Annotated in this window: 15 protein-coding genes; 12 read left to right on the top strand and 3 right to left on the bottom strand. The window is 71.2% G+C overall.

The window, feature by feature from the left end:
• Window positions 1–303: 303 nt before the first annotated feature.
• Both Q8R60_11425 and Q8R60_11420 read left to right on the top strand, forming a co-directional pair.
• Complete coding sequence (locus Q8R60_11425; GenBank protein MDP3713079.1) at window positions 304–867, top strand: hypothetical protein; 564 nt, start codon at window positions 304–306, stop codon at window positions 865–867.
• Complete coding sequence (locus Q8R60_11420; GenBank protein MDP3713078.1) at window positions 857–1912, top strand: hypothetical protein; 1056 nt, start codon at window positions 857–859, stop codon at window positions 1910–1912. The genes Q8R60_11425 and Q8R60_11420 overlap by 11 nt, the downstream gene beginning before the upstream one ends.
• On the opposite strand, the gene Q8R60_11415 is transcribed toward Q8R60_11420, so the two are convergent.
• Window positions 1869–2183, bottom strand: a complete 315-nt coding sequence (locus tag Q8R60_11415) for a hypothetical protein (GenBank protein ID MDP3713077.1) — start codon at window positions 2181–2183, stop codon at window positions 1869–1871. The genes Q8R60_11420 and Q8R60_11415 overlap by 44 nt on opposite strands.
• A 511-nt stretch (window positions 2184–2694) precedes the next feature.
• Between Q8R60_11415 and Q8R60_11410 the strand changes: the two genes are divergently transcribed.
• Together Q8R60_11410 and Q8R60_11405 are read left to right on the top strand one after the other, a co-directional pair.
• On the top strand, window positions 2695–3531 hold the full coding sequence (locus tag Q8R60_11410) for a PHB depolymerase family esterase (GenBank protein ID MDP3713076.1): 837 nt from the start codon (window positions 2695–2697) through the stop codon (window positions 3529–3531).
• 202 nt (window positions 3532–3733) lie between these two features.
• Window positions 3734–4867 (top strand): acyl-CoA dehydrogenase family protein, encoded by a 1134-nt coding sequence (locus tag Q8R60_11405; GenBank protein MDP3713075.1) that lies wholly within the window; start codon window positions 3734–3736, stop codon window positions 4865–4867.
• A gap of 18 nt (window positions 4868–4885) precedes the next feature.
• Here the strand turns inward: Q8R60_11405 and Q8R60_11400 are convergent, their stop codons facing one another.
• Entirely contained in the window at window positions 4886–6556 is a 1671-nt protein-coding gene (locus tag Q8R60_11400; GenBank protein MDP3713074.1) for a type II toxin-antitoxin system HipA family toxin, read from the bottom strand.
• The gene (locus Q8R60_11395) at window positions 6553–6819 is read right to left on the bottom strand and encodes a helix-turn-helix transcriptional regulator (protein MDP3713073.1); all 267 of its coding nucleotides are present in this window, start codon (window positions 6817–6819) and stop codon (window positions 6553–6555) included. The genes Q8R60_11400 and Q8R60_11395 overlap by 4 nt, the downstream gene beginning before the upstream one ends.
• Window positions 6820–7015: 196 nt before the next feature.
• Here Q8R60_11395 and rfbA point away from each other — a divergent pair, with 196 nt between their 5' ends.
• From rfbA to Q8R60_11355, 8 genes are all read left to right on the top strand, one after another.
• Window positions 7016–7894 (top strand): glucose-1-phosphate thymidylyltransferase RfbA, encoded by an 879-nt coding sequence (rfbA, locus tag Q8R60_11390; protein ID MDP3713072.1) that lies wholly within the window; start codon window positions 7016–7018, stop codon window positions 7892–7894.
• A 146-nt stretch (window positions 7895–8040) separates the two neighbouring features.
• Entirely contained in the window at window positions 8041–9315 is a 1275-nt protein-coding gene (locus tag Q8R60_11385) for an ATP-binding protein (protein MDP3713071.1), read from the top strand.
• 209 nt (window positions 9316–9524) lie between these two features.
• Window positions 9525–10727 (top strand): DUF4143 domain-containing protein, encoded by a 1203-nt coding sequence (locus tag Q8R60_11380; GenBank protein ID MDP3713070.1) that lies wholly within the window; start codon window positions 9525–9527, stop codon window positions 10725–10727.
• A 175-nt stretch (window positions 10728–10902) separates the two neighbouring features.
• Complete coding sequence (locus tag Q8R60_11375; GenBank protein MDP3713069.1) at window positions 10903–11382, top strand: FABP family protein; 480 nt, start codon at window positions 10903–10905, stop codon at window positions 11380–11382.
• Window positions 11383–11524: 142 nt separating this feature from the next.
• Window positions 11525–11929, top strand: coding sequence for a hypothetical protein (locus Q8R60_11370; GenBank protein ID MDP3713068.1), 405 nt, complete (start codon window positions 11525–11527; stop codon window positions 11927–11929).
• Window positions 11930–12091: 162 nt separating this feature from the next.
• Entirely contained in the window at window positions 12092–12502 is a 411-nt protein-coding gene (locus Q8R60_11365; GenBank protein ID MDP3713067.1) for a hypothetical protein, read from the top strand.
• A 70-nt stretch (window positions 12503–12572) separates the two neighbouring features.
• A complete protein-coding gene (locus Q8R60_11360) occupies window positions 12573–14387 on the top strand; it encodes a DUF4012 domain-containing protein (protein ID MDP3713066.1) in 1815 nt (604 codons plus the stop codon).
• 96 nt (window positions 14388–14483) lie between these two features.
• Window positions 14484–15005 (top strand): hypothetical protein, encoded by a 522-nt coding sequence (locus tag Q8R60_11355; GenBank protein MDP3713065.1) that lies wholly within the window; start codon window positions 14484–14486, stop codon window positions 15003–15005.
• Window positions 15006–15015: the final 10 nt, after the last annotated feature.

Raw genomic sequence — 15015 nt, 5'->3', positions numbered from 1 at the left:
GGACGGGCGGGGTGCCCGCTGTCTGCCGGTTGGTCCAACTCGTGTCGTGGGCGTGTCGCCGGCGGCATCGCGCGCGCGATGACCACGTCGACGTCGGAGAGGACCAGGTGTACGCCGGAACCCCGGGTGGGTGGACGTATCCGGACCTGGTCGGGCGTTCCGGGCGGATCACCGGGGCGCCGCGGGTGCGGTTGGGCCGACTGGCCTAGTCAAGATGGCCACGACTCGTCATGTCCTGTGGAGACAACGGGCCCGATGCAGAGAGAGTCCGCTCGCAGAGACACCACCCCCCCGGAGCCACAGATGCGCACGACGACCACCGCTCTTGCCCTCACCGCCGTCGCCGCCGCCACGCTCGGCATGACCGCGACCCCGGCGGCCGCGGCGTGCAGCGACAACGTGCTGAACGTCTGCTCGGGCGAGACCACGGTCGCTCTCGTCGTCGACGCGGGCACCATCGCCATCGCCGTGGCGCCGGCCGCCACCAACCTCACCTCGGTCCTCAGCGGCACCGACAACGTGCAGACGGTGAGCCTGGGCCTCACCACCGTGACCGACACGCGGCTCACCTCGACCGGGTGGAGCGTGAGTGCCACGTCGTCTGACCTGACCAACGGCGGCTCCTCCATCGCCGCCTCGGCGACGAGCTTCTACGTACCGGCCGCTGCGACCTCGGTCCTCGGCGGACACACCATCAGTCGCCTCGCGACCACGGCTGGTGACGCGGTGGCGAGCGGAGCGGTCCTGGTGACCGACACGGGAGACGGCGTGAACACGGCCGAGTTCACGCCCTACATGAAGGTCGTCATCCCGAGCGGCACCAGCGCCCTGACCTACGCCGGTACCGTCACCCAGAGTGTCGCGTAGCCGCCGTACCTCGGCCCTCCTGCTGACCGGGCTCGTCCTCGCCATCCCGGGCGCGACGGGCCCGGCGGCCGTGGCCGCCCCAGGCCCCGGCCCGACCCCGGTCGGGGTGTGCCAGCCCGGCCTCGGGATCGGCCTGACCGAGGCTCCGTCCAACGCAACCGACCCGCGCGCGACGACCTACGTCGTCGACTCGGTCCGACCGGGGACCCGCTTCGAGCGGCAGTTCCAGGTCTGCAACGGCACGCGGTCGCCGATCACCGTCCAGCTCTACGCCGGGGCGGCGACCGTCGGTGGGGGCGCCTTCACGGTCACCGAGGGCCGGCAAGGCAACGAGCTGTCTGGCTGGGTCACGGTGCGGCCGGCCACGGTGACCGTGCCGCCGGGCGAGCGACGCCGCGCCACGGCAGCCTTCGACGTACCCGCTGCGGCGGAGCCGGGGGAGCGCTACGGCGTGCTGCTCGCCGAGCTCCCGGCGCAGGCGGGTGCCACCGGGCTGCCGACCGCGAGCCGGGTCGGGGTCCGGATCTACCTCGACGTCACCGGTGGTGCGGCGGCGAGGACCGACTTCGACATCGAGTCGCTGGCGGCCTCGCGAAGGGCCGATGGGACGCCGATCGTCACCGCGCTGGTCCGCAACACCGGTGCGCGCGCGATCGACCCGGCCGGGGCGCTGTCGCTCACCGAGGGTCCGGGAGGGCTGTCCGGCGGCCCGTTCCCGGCGACGACCGGGACGACCGTCGGGATCGGCGAGACGTCACCGGTGACCGTCGTGCTCGACAAGGCGATAGCCGGTGGGCCGTGGCTGGCCACCCTCACGCTGAAGGCGGGCGCGGTCGAGCGGCGCGAGCGCGCCCGGGTCACCTTCCCGGACGGGGTCGGGACCTCGGCCCCACCGGTGGAGACCGAGGACGTGCCGCTGGCCAAGGACCGCTCGGTCCTCATCCCGGTCGCGGGCGGGCTGATCGGGCTGCTGCTCCTGCTGCTGCTCGTCGCAGCGCTGCTCACCTCGCGAAAGCGTGCGGCTGCTCGTCCGGCACCGGGCTGACGGCGCGCCGCGGCAGGGGTACGACGGGAGGCGCGTGCACGCCGGTCGCCTGCTCCGCGACCCGCGCGTGGTCGCGGAGCATCTGGCCCACGACGACCTCCGGGGCGTGCCAGCCGCCCTCGCGCAGGACCTGGCAGAGCACGAGCCGCGCCTGGGCCAGCGCGAGATGATCACCAAGCTCGCGGGTGTCCTCGTAGCGGGCGAAGGCCGCCTCGAGCGCCCGGCGCCACGGGTCGGGCTGCTCCGCCGCGCCCCGGTCACGGTCTGACATGCCGGACAGCGTCCTGCTGCGAACGGGTGCCGACCATGGCCCTTTGTGACTGATCTCCCGTAGTCAGGACGGGCGGTCCGCGCCACGGGTCGCTAGCGTGGGGGCACACCACACGCGCGCGGAGGAGGAGCAGTGCTCGAGGTCGTCTACACGGGCATCCTGGTCGCCGCGTTCCTGTTCATCGGGTGGTTCGGCTGCTACGTCGTCTACAAGCTCTACGAGGGCCAGAAGTAGCACCGGCGCCCCGTCCTCGTCCTCGGCTGCGCCAGCCCGCCCGCGCACCCGCCGTTCCACCCACGGTGGGATTGGGTGGCTTCTGTCGGCGTGTCCCGCCGCGCCACGCCGAGGAAACCCACCCAATCCGGGGTGCGGGTGCGCCGGCGGATGGGGGCTAGCGGGACTGCGGCGCGGAGTTCACCTGCACGACGTCTGCGACCTCTAGACTCCTCGTCGTCACCTCCACCGGGCGGGGGTGTTCCAGTGGGGGCCCGGCCCGGCCGACGGAGATGACGTGAACGTGCGCCGACCGGTGCTCGGGCTGCTGCTCGGGCTGATCGTCCTGGCGTCCGCGCGCGCCGGCTTCGCGCCGGAGACCGCGACCGCCAGCGGCGCGCCGCTCGGCCTCGGCCTGCCCGGCTACACCCAGACCGTCACGCTCCCCATCGAGCACGCCGGCGAGGCGCGGTCGTTCGTGCTGCACGTCCCCGACGGCCTGCTCGGGCCCGCGCCGGTCGTGATCGCGCTGCACGGCGCCAACCAGACCGCGGGCAAGATGCGCGGCTACACCCGGTTCGAGGAGCTCGCCGACGAGCAGGGCTTCGTCGTCGCGTTCGGCTCCGGGGTGCAGGGCACCTGGAACGCCGGCGGCTGCTGCCGGCCCAAGGCCAACGACATGGCCTACCTCGACGCGCTGCTGGCCCACCTCACCGACCCGGTGCGCTCCCGCACCCTCATCGACCCGCGCCGGGTCTTCCTGACCGGCTTCTCCAACGGCGGGATGATGGCGCTGCGCTACGCGTGCGAGCGTTCCGAGACGGTGGCCGCGGTCGCGGCGGTCGGCGCGACCGTCGTGTCACCGTGCGCGCCGGGCTCGCCCGTCGCCGTCCTCGACGTCCACGGCGAGATCGACCGCGTCGTACCCCTCGCCGGTGGTCGCAATGCGGCCTTCATGGTCGACTTCCCGGCCGTGCGCCCCGCGCTGAAGCCCTTCAAGGCGCTGGCCGGCGACGTGCGGGTGCGCGTGGTTCCCGGGGTCGGGCACGGCTGGATGACCCGGGAGACGATGTACTACGACGCGACCGGCGCGGTCTGGGACTGGCTGCGCGACCACCCCCGCCAGCGCAGCTGACCGTTCAGGTGATGCGCTGCTCGAGGTCGAACAGCAGCACTCCCGCGAGCATCACGAGCACGGTGAGCGCGAGGTAGACCTGTGTGTACGACGCCATCGTTCGCACCTCCTGCGACCGTTCTGCCCCGTGCGCAGCCCGGGAACCCGAGGTACGCCGGAACGACCCGCACCCGCACCGTGAACGTGCGTTAACGTCCCGCCCATGGACTTCAGCCTCACCGCCGAGCAGCAGGCCCTGTACGCCTCGATGAAGAAGCTCGCCCAGGACGTCATCGCCCCGGGCGCGGCCGAGCGCGACAAGGAGGGTCGCTGGGACGCCGACATGTGGCGGACCCTCGCGAAGAGCGGCGTCGCGGGCATGCCGATCCCGGAGGAGCACGGCGGCAGCGGCGCGAGCATTGTCGACTGCTGCCTGGTCAACGAGGCGCTCGCCGAGGGCGGCCACGACGGCGGCTTCGGGCTGTCGCTCGGCGCCCACTGGGTGATCGGCAGCGTCCCGATCTGGCTGCACGGCACCGAGGAGCAGAAGAAGCGCTGGCTGCCCGGCCTCACCGACGGCACCCTCATGGGCGCGTGGGCGTCGACCGAGCCCGAGGCCGGCTCCGACGCCGCGGGGATCCGGACGACCGCCGTCCGCGACGGTGACTCCTTCGTCCTCAACGGCTCGAAGATCTTCATCACCAACGGCCCGATCGCCGACGTCTGCACCGTGCTCGCCAAGACCGACAAGGGCGCGACCGCCTTCATCGTCGACACCACGACGCCGGGCTTCGTCGTCGGTCGCGAGCTCGACAAGATGGGCTGCCGCTCGAGCCCGACCGCCGAGATCTTCCTGCAGGACTGCCGCGTCCACGAGAGCAACGTGCTGGGCGTCGAGGGCGAGGCGCTGTGGTCGGTGGCCTTCGAGTGCTTCGACTGGGAGCGCACCGTCATGCTCGCCGGCTGCGTCGGCGGGATGCGCTCCACGCTCGACCAGACCATCACCTACGCCAAGCAGCGCGAGCAGTTCGGCAAGCCGATCGCTCACTTCCAGGCGGTCGCCCACAAGCTCGCCGAGATGGAGATCAACTACCAGGTCTGCAAGAACGCGGTCTACAAGGCGGCCTGGCTCAAGCAGGAGGGGCTGCCCCACACCATCGAGGCCTCGGTCGCGAAGGCGCTGATCGGCAAGCTCAGCGTCGACAACGCGCTCGAGGCCGTCCAGATCCACGGCGGCTACGGCTACCTGCGCGACTTCCCCGTCGAGCGCGCCCTGCGCGACGCCAAGCTCGCGAGCATCGGCGGCGGCACCACCGAGATCCAGAAGATGATCATCAGCCGGATGCTGCTGGCCTGACAGCAGGTGCGCCGTTCCTCACAGGGCAGCCGTGGGCGGCTCGAGAGCCGTCTGGAAAGCCTTCAGCGCTCCGGGCGCAAGTCGGATGCCGGCTACGGGTCGCCGTCCTGGCACGTCCGCGTAGTAGGACTCGATCGGGCTCTGCAGGTCGGCGGCGATCGACCCGCGGGCCTGGAGGCGCTGCAGGGCTCGGGGCACCGGGCTCGTGCGTCCCTGGAGGCTGGTCGTGGCCAGGACCGCTTTGAGGCGACCCGCAGGGGCGTCGCCGCCCTCGGCACACACGGCGACGAGGAGGGCGCGCGCCGGTGACGTGAGCGCGGCGAGCAGCGTCCTCGCCTCGTCGGCAGACCAGGACCGCGACGGTGCGACGGTCCCAATGGCGCTCATTCGGGAGGCAGCGGTCAGGGTGGCGGAACCGATCACCGTGGTCGTCAACGCCCTCGAGCACCGCTCCGCGCGCTGCGTCAGGAGGTCCAGGAGGCGCGCCGGCAGGGCGCTGTCCAGTGCCGTGATGTCGGGTCCGCTGACCACCCCTTCGAGTGCGGACGGAAGGCTTCGTGCGAGGTGGATCGCGCGCAGGACGAGGGTGTCGGGGTCGAGGTGGACCTCGTGGGCCAGCTGGACCCAGTCGCTGCGGCCGACCCACTCGAGCGAGTAGTTGTGGCCGACCTTCATGGCAAGCGAGAGCCTGTGACGGTCCAGGTCGTCGTACGGCAGGGCGCTCGCGACGTCGTAGAGCGGAGCGAGCCGGACCGACGACGCGTGCATGAGGACCGAGTAGTTCTTGGCGTGCGCGTCGGTGCCGCCGATGAGCCAGTGCAGGACGAGAGCGTCGACGAAGCGCTCGACGTTGTCCTTCGCGTGCCTGCCACCGGTCCGGGCCAGCAGCCGAGCGATCTCACGGGCACTCGGGCCACCGTCGGTCTGGTACCTCTCCGACGGGTGCCTCCCGAGTGCCTGGCACAGGTCCTCTTGATGCACGCGACGGACCGTCCCCGCCACGGCCCGGCGGTCGTACCGGGTGACGACGATCGCTCGTTCGTCGTCGAAGGACAGGACGTGGCTCAGTGCTGCCGCGAGCCCCAGCTCGCGGGCGAGGGCGAGGCACAGGTGCTCGTTGACGTCGTGGTCGTCGAGCCCTGGCACCGAGGGCTTGAGGATGTGTGTCGTGGGCGTCGGGCCCGCTGCCACTCCCCAACGGGCACCCTGCCGGTGCAGCGCGATCTTCGCCTGCGCACCGGCCAGGCTGAACTGCCCTTGACCAGCCCGGATCTGCCAGGTCGTCGGGTCGGTGCGCAGCTCACGGAGGCGGTCCGCGACGTCTGAGACGGTCAACCAGGCGACCTGGGCGGTGGGGGCAGCGGCCGATCCGGGGCGGAGGAACTGCACCGCCCCGGCGCAGTCCTCGCCCACCTCGGTCAGCAGGCCGAACGCGTCCTTCTGCGACACGCCGAACGAGCGGGCCCAGCGCTTGAGCACGGCGTCGTTGTCCGGCAGCAGCCCCCAGAGCCATGGCTGGACCACGGAGTCGGCGTAGGTGCCGCCGGCGAGTGGCATCGCCAACGAGAGCGGGAGTGCGCGGGCATCGCCCCGGTAGGCGTCGTCGTAGCGGAGGCGGAGCCGACCTTCGTCCTTCGAGAGCACACCCATGACGCGACCGTCCATGTGGAGGTCGAGCGTCAGCGTCACGACGGAGGCTGCTTCGTGTGCAGAGCCAGCAGCTCGTCGAGGCCGCCGTCGGTGAGCTCCTTGTCCTGCCTCTCGCCACCGTTGCGGTACACGGGCGTCACCGTCAGCTGCAGGGACAGGGCGGCCAACACCGTGAGCAGAGAGGATGTCGCGAGATCGGACCTGCGGCGCTCGACGTTGTTGATCGACTGCCGCGTCAGGCCACATGCGTCAGCGAGGTCCTGTTGCGTCCACCCTCGCGCGGTGCGCTCCGCGCGCACCACTGCGGCGACGTCGTCAGTGCTACGCACCGGGACGCCGGCAGTGTCTGCATACCTTGACATGGGTGAAGTGTAAAAGGAACGTGACTTCCCGGCAAGGGAAAAGATGTTTGACGTCACCCCTACGTCAAGTGTTCTGGACATCGGCACGGTGCAGGAGAGGTCTGGCAGGCTGGCCCGCGACTGAGGAGGTCCTGCCGTGAAGGGCATCGTGCTGGCGGGTGGGTCGGGGACCCGGCTCTACCCGATCACCAAGGGCGTCAGCAAGCAGCTGATGCCGGTCTACGACAAGCCGATGGTCTACTACCCGCTCTCCACGCTGATGCTGGCGGGCATCCGCGAGATCCTCATCATCACGACCCCCGAGGACCAGGCCAGCTTCCAGCGGCTCCTCGGCGATGGCTCAGCGCTGGGTTGCGACTTCCAGTACGCCGTGCAGCCCGCCCCCAACGGCCTCGCCGAGGCGTTCCGCATCGGTGCGGACTTCATCGGTGACGACAAGGTCGCGCTGGTGCTCGGCGACAACATCTTCTACGGCCAGGACTTCGGCGACCAGCTCGCGAAGTACACCGACGTCGAGGGCGCGGCCGTCTTCGCCTACCACGTCGCGGACCCCGAGCGGTACGGCGTCGTGGAGTTCGACGACCAGCGCCGGGCGCTCTCGATCGAGGAGAAGCCCGAGACGCCGCGGTCGTCGTACGCCGTGGTGGGGTTGTACTTCTACGACAACGACGTGGTGCGCATCGCGGCCGAGATCGAGCCGAGCGCCCGGGGCGAGCTCGAGATCACCACGGTCAACCAGCGCTACCTCGAGGCCGGGACGCTGCAGGTCGAGACGATGGGGCGCGGGACCGCGTGGCTCGACACGGGGACCTTCGCGTCGATGATGCAGGCGTCGCAGTTCATGCAGGTCATCGAGGAGCGGCAGGGCCTCAAGATCGGCTGCATCGAGGAGATCGCCTGGGAGCAGGGCTTCATCGACGACGCCGGGCTGCGGGCGCTCGCCGAGCCGCTCGCGAAGTCCGGCTACGGCGTCTACCTGCTCGACCGCCTCGCCGACGGGGCAAGCAAGGGCTGACAAGACCTACGCCGATGCGCGCGGCGTACTACCGATCTCACACGCGCCCGACTCCCGTTGTCACGCAGTCAGGCCTCGACTTCTTCCGGTAAGAACCCCTCGAGTTTTGGTGGTTCGACACCCTCGAAAAGTGGTACTTTCTCAGCATGACCTTGCCGGGGCTGGTGCAGAGGAGGGTGTCGGCGCTCCTGGCTGAGCTCGTCTCCGACGAGCCGGTCATCGCCCTGCACGGTCCGCGTTCGGTGGGCAAGTCCACGGTGCTGCGCAGCTTCGCCGACAGCCGTGGCGTGCCGGTCGTCGACCTCGACGAGCCGGCCGTCCGCGACGCCGTCGTCGCGAACCCCACGACGGCTGTCCTCGAGCACACGCCGCTGTGCCTGGACGAGTACCAGCACGCGCCGGAGGTCCTCGATGCGCTGAAGGCCAGGCTCAACCGCGAGGGGTCGCGACCCGGGACCGCAGTCCTCACCGGATCGACCCGGCAGGACGCGCTGCCGCGGACGGCGCAGGCCCTCACCGGGAGGCTGCACTCGCTCACGATCTGGCCGCTGTCCCAAGGAGAGCTGGGCGGCGTCGAGGAGGACATCCTCCCCTCGCTCCGCAGCGATCCGGACGCGACGACGGCTGCGCTCCCGACCTCCGTGACCACGCGGGAGGACTACATCGCCCGCGTGGTGGCGGGCGGCTTCCCGCTCGCTCTCCGGCGGTCCCCGTCTGCCCGTGACCGCTGGTTCGACGACTACGTCACGCAGTCGATCGAGCGCGATGCTGTCGAGCTCGTCCGGATCCGCCAGCGACAGGCGCTCCACGAGCTGCTCGGCCGACTTGCCGGCCAGACCGGGCAGCTGCTCAACCTCGCCGAGGTCGGCGCCGGCCTCGGGATCGAGCGCAAGGCCGTCGAGGACTACACCCGGTTGCTCGAGGACCTCTTCCTCGTCGCGCGCTTGCCCGCCTGGGGCAAGACGCTGCGGGCTCGCGCCGGGTCACGACCCAAGGTCCACGTCGTCGACTCAGGGCTCGCCGCCCGCCTGCTGCGGCTGACGCCGGCCAAGCTGGCCAGCCTCGAGCCGACCCATCTGACCGAGTTCGGCCACCTCCTGGAGTCGTTCGTGGTCGGGGAGCTGCGCAAGCAGGTCTCCTGGCTGGGTGAAGCCGTGACCTGCGGTCACTGGCGCACGCACGACGGGGACGAGGTGGACTTCGTGGTCGAGTTCGAGGACGGCGCGGTCCTCGCCTTCGAGGCCAAGGCGGCCGAGCGCGTCGCCGCCCGCGACATGCGCGGGCTTCGCAAGCTCCGAGACGCGCTGGGCACGCGGCTCGTCGCCGGCGTCGTCCTCACGACGGGGACCCGGTCCTTCACCCCGGAGGACCGGCTCCACGTGCTGCCGGTCGACCGGCTCTGGACTCCGGTCAGGCTGTAGGCCTCGCCCCAGGCTGCCGCCATCCGCTGGACGTGCTCGACCGCTGTGCGGACGGTCCGCGGCGCCTGAGTCGGGAAAGGTCTGGTCCATATCGGGAATGGACTGTGGTCTGAAACGGTATTTGGAAGTGGTCCAAAGCGGTATCCTCAGGTGTGAGCTCCGACGGGACGTACCTACCGCGCTTGGCCGACACGACGCTGTCGTGGCTCATGAGCGAGTTGCCGGCGACCATGGTGGTCGGGCCGCGCGCGACCGGGAAGACGACGACCGCTCGACGCCACGTCGCCAGCGTCGTCCGTCTGGACCGCCCGGCTGAAGCGGTCGCCTTTGCCGCCGACCCCGATGCGGCCCTCGCGGCGTTCCGCGAGCCCGTCCTCCTGGACGAGTGGCAGTCGGTGCCGGACGTGCTGGGCGCGGTCAAGCGCGCCGTCGACGACGACGCGCGTCCTGGGCGGTTCCTGCTCACCGGAAGTGTGCGGGCCGACTTCGGTGCGCGGACCTGGCCCGGTACGGGTCGTGTGACGCGCCTGGCCATGTACGGGCTGACCGTGCGCGAGCAGCAAGGCAACGTCGCCGGCGAGGGATTCCTCGACGTGCTGGCCCGCGGCGAGATCGACGCGCTGGCGCTGCCGGATCCGCTGCCGGACCTGATCGGCTACGTCGAGCTGGCCCTCGGTGGCGGATTCCCGGAGGCTGCGCTGCGGTCGCCAGGGCCGGCTCGACGGGCGTGGCTCGACGGCTACCTCGAACAACTGCTCACGCGGGACGCCGCCCTGCTCGGGAGCCGATCGACGGTTCGGCTCCGACGCTACTTCGAAGCACTTGCGCTGAGCAGCGCGGGCGTCGCTGACCACAGGACCTTGTACGAGGCGGCAGGCATCGACCGCAGGACGGCCGTGGCGTACGACGACCTGCTGGCCGGCCTGCACGTCGCGGAGGAGGCACCAGCGTGGCTGAGCAACCGGCTGTCGAGGCTGGTCAAGGGTGGGAAGCGCTACGTCGTCGACCCAGCGCTGATCGGCGCGGCTCTGCACCTGGACGTGCCGGCGGTGCTGGGGGACGGCGACCTGCTGGGTCGGCTCCTGGACACCTTCGTCGCAGCGCAACTCCGCCCCGAGGTGGCTCTGAGCGACCGACGCCCGCGGCTGCACCACCTGCGCGAGAAGAACGGTCGTCACGAGGTCGACCTGCTCGTCGAGGGCACGGCGGGCACAGTCGTCGCCCTCGAGGTCAAGGCGACGGCCGCGCCGACGCGTCGTGACGGGCAGCATCTGGCGTGGCTGCGCGATGAGCTCGGTGACCGCTTCCTCTGCGGAGCCGTCCTGCACACCGGTTCGGCGGTCGGCGCACTCGGGGAGAGGGTCTTCGCGCTCCCCATCGCCGCCATCTGGGGGCCACGCAAGGGCGTATGACGACGACCAGGTCGTAGCCGAGCAGGCCGAGAGCCTCGACCGCGCGCGAGAGCGACTGGTTGCGGCCGGCCTCCAGGGCGATCACCGTGGCCGATGTCGGGATCGGCCAACATCGCGGAGGGCTCAGCGTGATGTCGGGCGATCCCGACTCCCCGCGATCCCTACGCTGGAGAGCATGGACCTGCACCCCCGGCTCGAGCCGATCTCCTTCCTCATCGGCGAGTGGAGCGGCACCGGCATCGGCGGCTACTCCGGCATGGAGGACTTCCCCTACGAGCAGCGGATCCGCTTCAGCCACGACGGCCGGCCGTTCCTGCACTACGAGAGCCAGACCTGGCTCACCGGCCCCGACGGCGAGCGCCTGCGCCCGGCCGCGAGCGAGTGCGGCTGGTGGCGCCCCGGCCCGACCGACCTCTCCCTCGAGGTCCTGCTCGCCCACCCGACCGGCATCGTCGAGGTCTACGTCGGCAACGTCTTCGCCCGCCGCATCGAGATCGTCACCGACGTCGTGGCCCGCACCGAGACTGCCCGCGAGGTCAAGGCGCTCAAGCGGCTCTACGGGATGGTCGAGGACGAGCTGATGTACGCCATCGACATGGCGGCCGAGGGCACCGCGCTCTCGAGTCACCTGTCGGCCCGGCTGTCCCGAGACTGACGAGCAGCGTTACCCGACGAAGCGAAACCGGACACCATGGGACAGACCGGGATCACCGGCCTTGCGCAACCGGTTGATCATCGGTTCTATGGCGGCTCGTTCGTCACACCAGCACCACCTCACCCATGATCCGGGAGATCCAGTGAAGTCCCGCCTCGCGTCCGTGCTCGGCGCCGCAGTCCTGACTGCGCCGCTGCTCGCGCTCGCCGCGCCCGCCTCGGCCGCCGACTGCAACTACCCGCCGTCGGGCAGCTACCGGCTCGTCGCCTTCCCCGCCTACGCCAAGGTCAAGCCCGGCTCGGTCATCGAGCTCGGCGGCAGCCTCACGCGCAACGGCGGCGACTGTGGCGACCGCCGCATCGGCGTCTACTTCCGCCTGAAGAACAAGACGTCGTTCTTCCTGCAGTCGCGCCAGGGCACCAACGACAACGGTGGGTGGGCCTACCGCCTGGCCCCGAAGCGGGACTTCCGCTACTTCGCCAACTACAACTCGAGCGCCTTCACCGTGGGTGCTCGCAGCTCCATCGGGCTCGTGCAAGTCGGTTAACACTGGGTTGCAATCCCGCAAAGGGTCTGTGATCGACCTCACCTTCGGGTAGGTTGCTCACAAGCCAGCGCTTCCTCTCCTTTTGCGAGGGGGGTCGCGCAGGGCACCGATCATCTGATTGGATGCCTTCAGTCCACACGTAGTCAGTACCAAAGGGGTCTCATGAAGAAGCTCACCGCTCTCGCGGTCGCGGCCATCGCCGCTCCGCTCGCCATCGGCATCTCGGCCACGCCTGCCCAGGCGTCCGACTGCACCGCCGTCTACCCGCCCGGTCAGGCGTGGAAGCTGCGCATCAGCCCGTCCTACGCCCTGGTGAAGAAGGGTGCTGCGATCGACCTCGGCACCCGTCTCGTCCGCGGCAACCTCGAGTGCGGCCCCGGCGAGCGCATCGGCTGGTACACCCGCGGTCGCGGCAAGACCGTGTTCAACCTGTCGCGTGCCACCACCGGCAACTCCCGCGGTCTCGTCGTCCAGCGCTACATCGCGCGTGACGACTTCCGCTACTTCACCGACCACCTTCGCGGCAACGCCCGCGTCGCGCAGAGCGTCGGCGGTCTGATCCAGACCCGCTAGTCCTCGGTCGTTCACAGCAGGGCCCCCTCCTCGGAGGGGGCCCTGCTGCGTTGCTGGCTAAGGTGAGGCGATGACCGTCACAGACCAGGACACAGGCGTACGACGCCGCCGGCGCTGGCCCTGGGTCCTTGTGACGCTGGTCGTGCTGGGGCTCGCCGCGGGCGCGTGGATCGGCCTGCGGGCCGTCAAGGCCAAGTCGCAGCTCGACGACGCCCGGGCTCAGCTCGAGGCGGCCCGGTCGGCCCTGCTCGACCGCGAGATCGACGCGGCGCGCGCCGCGATCGCGTCCGCGTCTGCGAGCACCGGCAAGGCCCGCGACCTCACCGGTGACCCCGTCTGGCGCCTCGCGGCAGCCATCCCGGTGCTTGGCAACAACCTGCAGGTCGCCCGGGGCCTCGCCGTCGCTGCCGACGACATCGCCGCCGACGTCCTGCCGGCCGCTCTGGCTGGCGCGGAAGGCCTCGACCCCGGTAAGGCCCGGCGGGCCGACGGCAGCATCGACATCGCTCTGCTCGAGAGCGTCACCCCGGGCGTGCGCGCCAGCGCGACCGAGGCGGCCAAGGTCGACGATCGGGTGCAGGACCTCGACACCTCCGCGCTGCTCGCGCAGGTCGCCGACGCCCGCACCGAGCTCGCCGAGGCGAGTGCCGAGCTGCGCTCGTCTCTGGAGGGCGCGAGCGCCGCCCTGGAGATCTCCCCCGCGCTGCTCGGCAAGGACAAGCCGCGCCGCTATCTCCTGCTGGTGCAGCAGACGTCGGAGAGCCGCGGCACCGGCGGGCTGCCCGGCGGCTACGCCGAGGTCGTCGCCCGCGCCGGCAAGCTCGACGTGGTCTCCCAGGGCAGCAACAGCGGGCTGAAGAACGGCCGGATCCCGGCTCCTGCCGGTGTGCCGAAGGACTGGATCGACCGCTACGAGGCGCAGGCCTCGCTCTCGATCTGGCAGAACGTCAACGTCAGCCCCGACCTGCCCGTGGTCGCGAAGGTCGTCGAGGCCCGCTGGAAGGCCCAGGGCGGTGCCGCCCTCGACGGGGTCGTGATGATCGATGCGAAGGCGCTGCAGGCCATCCTCGCGGGCAGCGGCCCGGTCGATCTCGGCGGCGGGCGTCAGATCCCCGCCGACCAGCTCGAGGACTACCTCGCGATCGGGCAGTACGCCGGGCTGGCCAGCCCGAACAGCCCGCAGGACGCCCGCAAGGAGCAGCTCGACCTGGTGGCCGCAGCGGCGGTCCGCAAGCTCACCGCGGGCGGAGGGGACAGCACGGCGCTGCTGCGGGGCCTGTCGACGGCGGTCCGCTCCGGCCACCTCCGGATGGCGAGCCAGGACGCTGCCCTCGCCGGCGTGCTCGCGCGCACCGGGACCGACGGCAGCCTCCCGCGCGGCGAGGCGCCGGTCGCCTACCCGGTCGTCTTCAACGCGACCGGCGGCAAGCTCGACTACTTCCTCGACCGCGAGGTCACCTACGCCGCCGGGTCCTGCAGCAAGGACCGGCGCCGCGCCGTCATCACGACGACCCTCACCAGCCAGGTCCCGGCCACCCCGTTGCCGCCCTACCTCACGATCCGCATCGAGGACGAGACCATCACGCAGTCGCGGGTCAACCGCCTCGGGGTGATGGTCTACGCGACCCGCGGAGCCAAGCTGATCGCCGCCACCGTCGACGGCAAGCCGGTCTCGGCGCAGTTCGGCAAGACCGACGTCCTGCTCGAGCCGGGCATGGAGGCCGGCCTGCCGGTCTGGCAGGTCTACCTCGACCTCGAGCCCGGCAAGCCCCGCACCTTCGCCGTCGAGGTCGACGAGCCGGTGACCGCCGGGGAGGTGCGCATCCCCGAGCAGCCGCTCGCCCGCGCGCTTAAGCGCACGACGATTGCCCCGGTATGCCGTTGAGGTGAGTGTCTGCTGCACGCCCGTCTCGGCCCCCACGAGGCGGTCCGTGCGCTGATAGCCTCAGGATCTTCCCCGCTTCACCCGATAGGAGTAGACGTGCGTGCCCGCTCGCTGCTGACCGTCCTCGTGACGGCTCTGCTCGCGATGCTCACGCTCGCCTCACCCAGCCAGGCCGTCGACGGGGTCTACCCCCCGGCGGGCGTGCGCGTCGTCGCCGGCGAGCTGTCGTCCGCTGAGGTCGCCGACGGCCAGGCCGTGACGTTCTCCGGGGGCGGCTTCGCTCCTGGTGCGCTGCTCAGGATGTCGGTCGACGGCGTCCAGACAGGCACGACCACCGCTGACAGCGAGGGCGGCTTCAGCGTCGACGTGCCACTGACCGGCGTCGGGGAGCGCGTGCTCGCCGCGAGCGGCCTCGAGACCAGCGGCCGCGTCCGGGTCGTCAGCGCCACGGTCACCGTCGTCGCAGCGGGTGCGGAGGCCCAGGGCGGTGCGCTGCCCACCAGCGGTGCCGACGCCCTGCCGGCCCTGCTGGGCGGCCTCGGGCTCGTCGTCGGCGGCGCCGCCGTCGTCTTCGTGGCCCGCCAGCGCCCGCGCAGCCGCAGCCCGCGCTCCGCCTGAGCGACGCGGG

This window comes from Mycobacteriales bacterium (assembly GCA_030697205.1).
Taxonomy (GTDB): Bacteria; Actinomycetota; Actinomycetes; order Mycobacteriales; family SCTD01; genus JAUYQP01.
Note: the sequence above shows the minus strand (reverse complement) of the source record. Positions and strands in the feature narration are given on the sequence as shown.

Excerpts from the sequence above, each read along its gene's own strand:
- Q8R60_11425 (MDP3713079.1), top strand. The coding sequence starts at position 304 with ATGCGCACGACGACCACCGCTCTTGCCCTCACCGCCGTCGCCGCCGCC.
- Q8R60_11415 (MDP3713077.1), bottom strand. The coding sequence starts at position 2,183 with ATGTCAGACCGTGACCGGGGCGCGGCGGAGCAGCCCGACCCGTGGCGC.
- Q8R60_11405 (MDP3713075.1), top strand. The coding sequence starts at position 3,734 with ATGGACTTCAGCCTCACCGCCGAGCAGCAGGCCCTGTACGCCTCGATG.
- Q8R60_11385 (MDP3713071.1), top strand. The coding sequence starts at position 8,041 with ATGACCTTGCCGGGGCTGGTGCAGAGGAGGGTGTCGGCGCTCCTGGCT.
- Q8R60_11380 (MDP3713070.1), top strand. The coding sequence starts at position 9,525 with ATGAGCGAGTTGCCGGCGACCATGGTGGTCGGGCCGCGCGCGACCGGG.
- Q8R60_11375 (MDP3713069.1), top strand. The coding sequence starts at position 10,903 with ATGGACCTGCACCCCCGGCTCGAGCCGATCTCCTTCCTCATCGGCGAG.
- Q8R60_11365 (MDP3713067.1), top strand. The coding sequence starts at position 12,092 with ATGAAGAAGCTCACCGCTCTCGCGGTCGCGGCCATCGCCGCTCCGCTC.
- Q8R60_11360 (MDP3713066.1), top strand. The coding sequence starts at position 12,573 with ATGACCGTCACAGACCAGGACACAGGCGTACGACGCCGCCGGCGCTGG.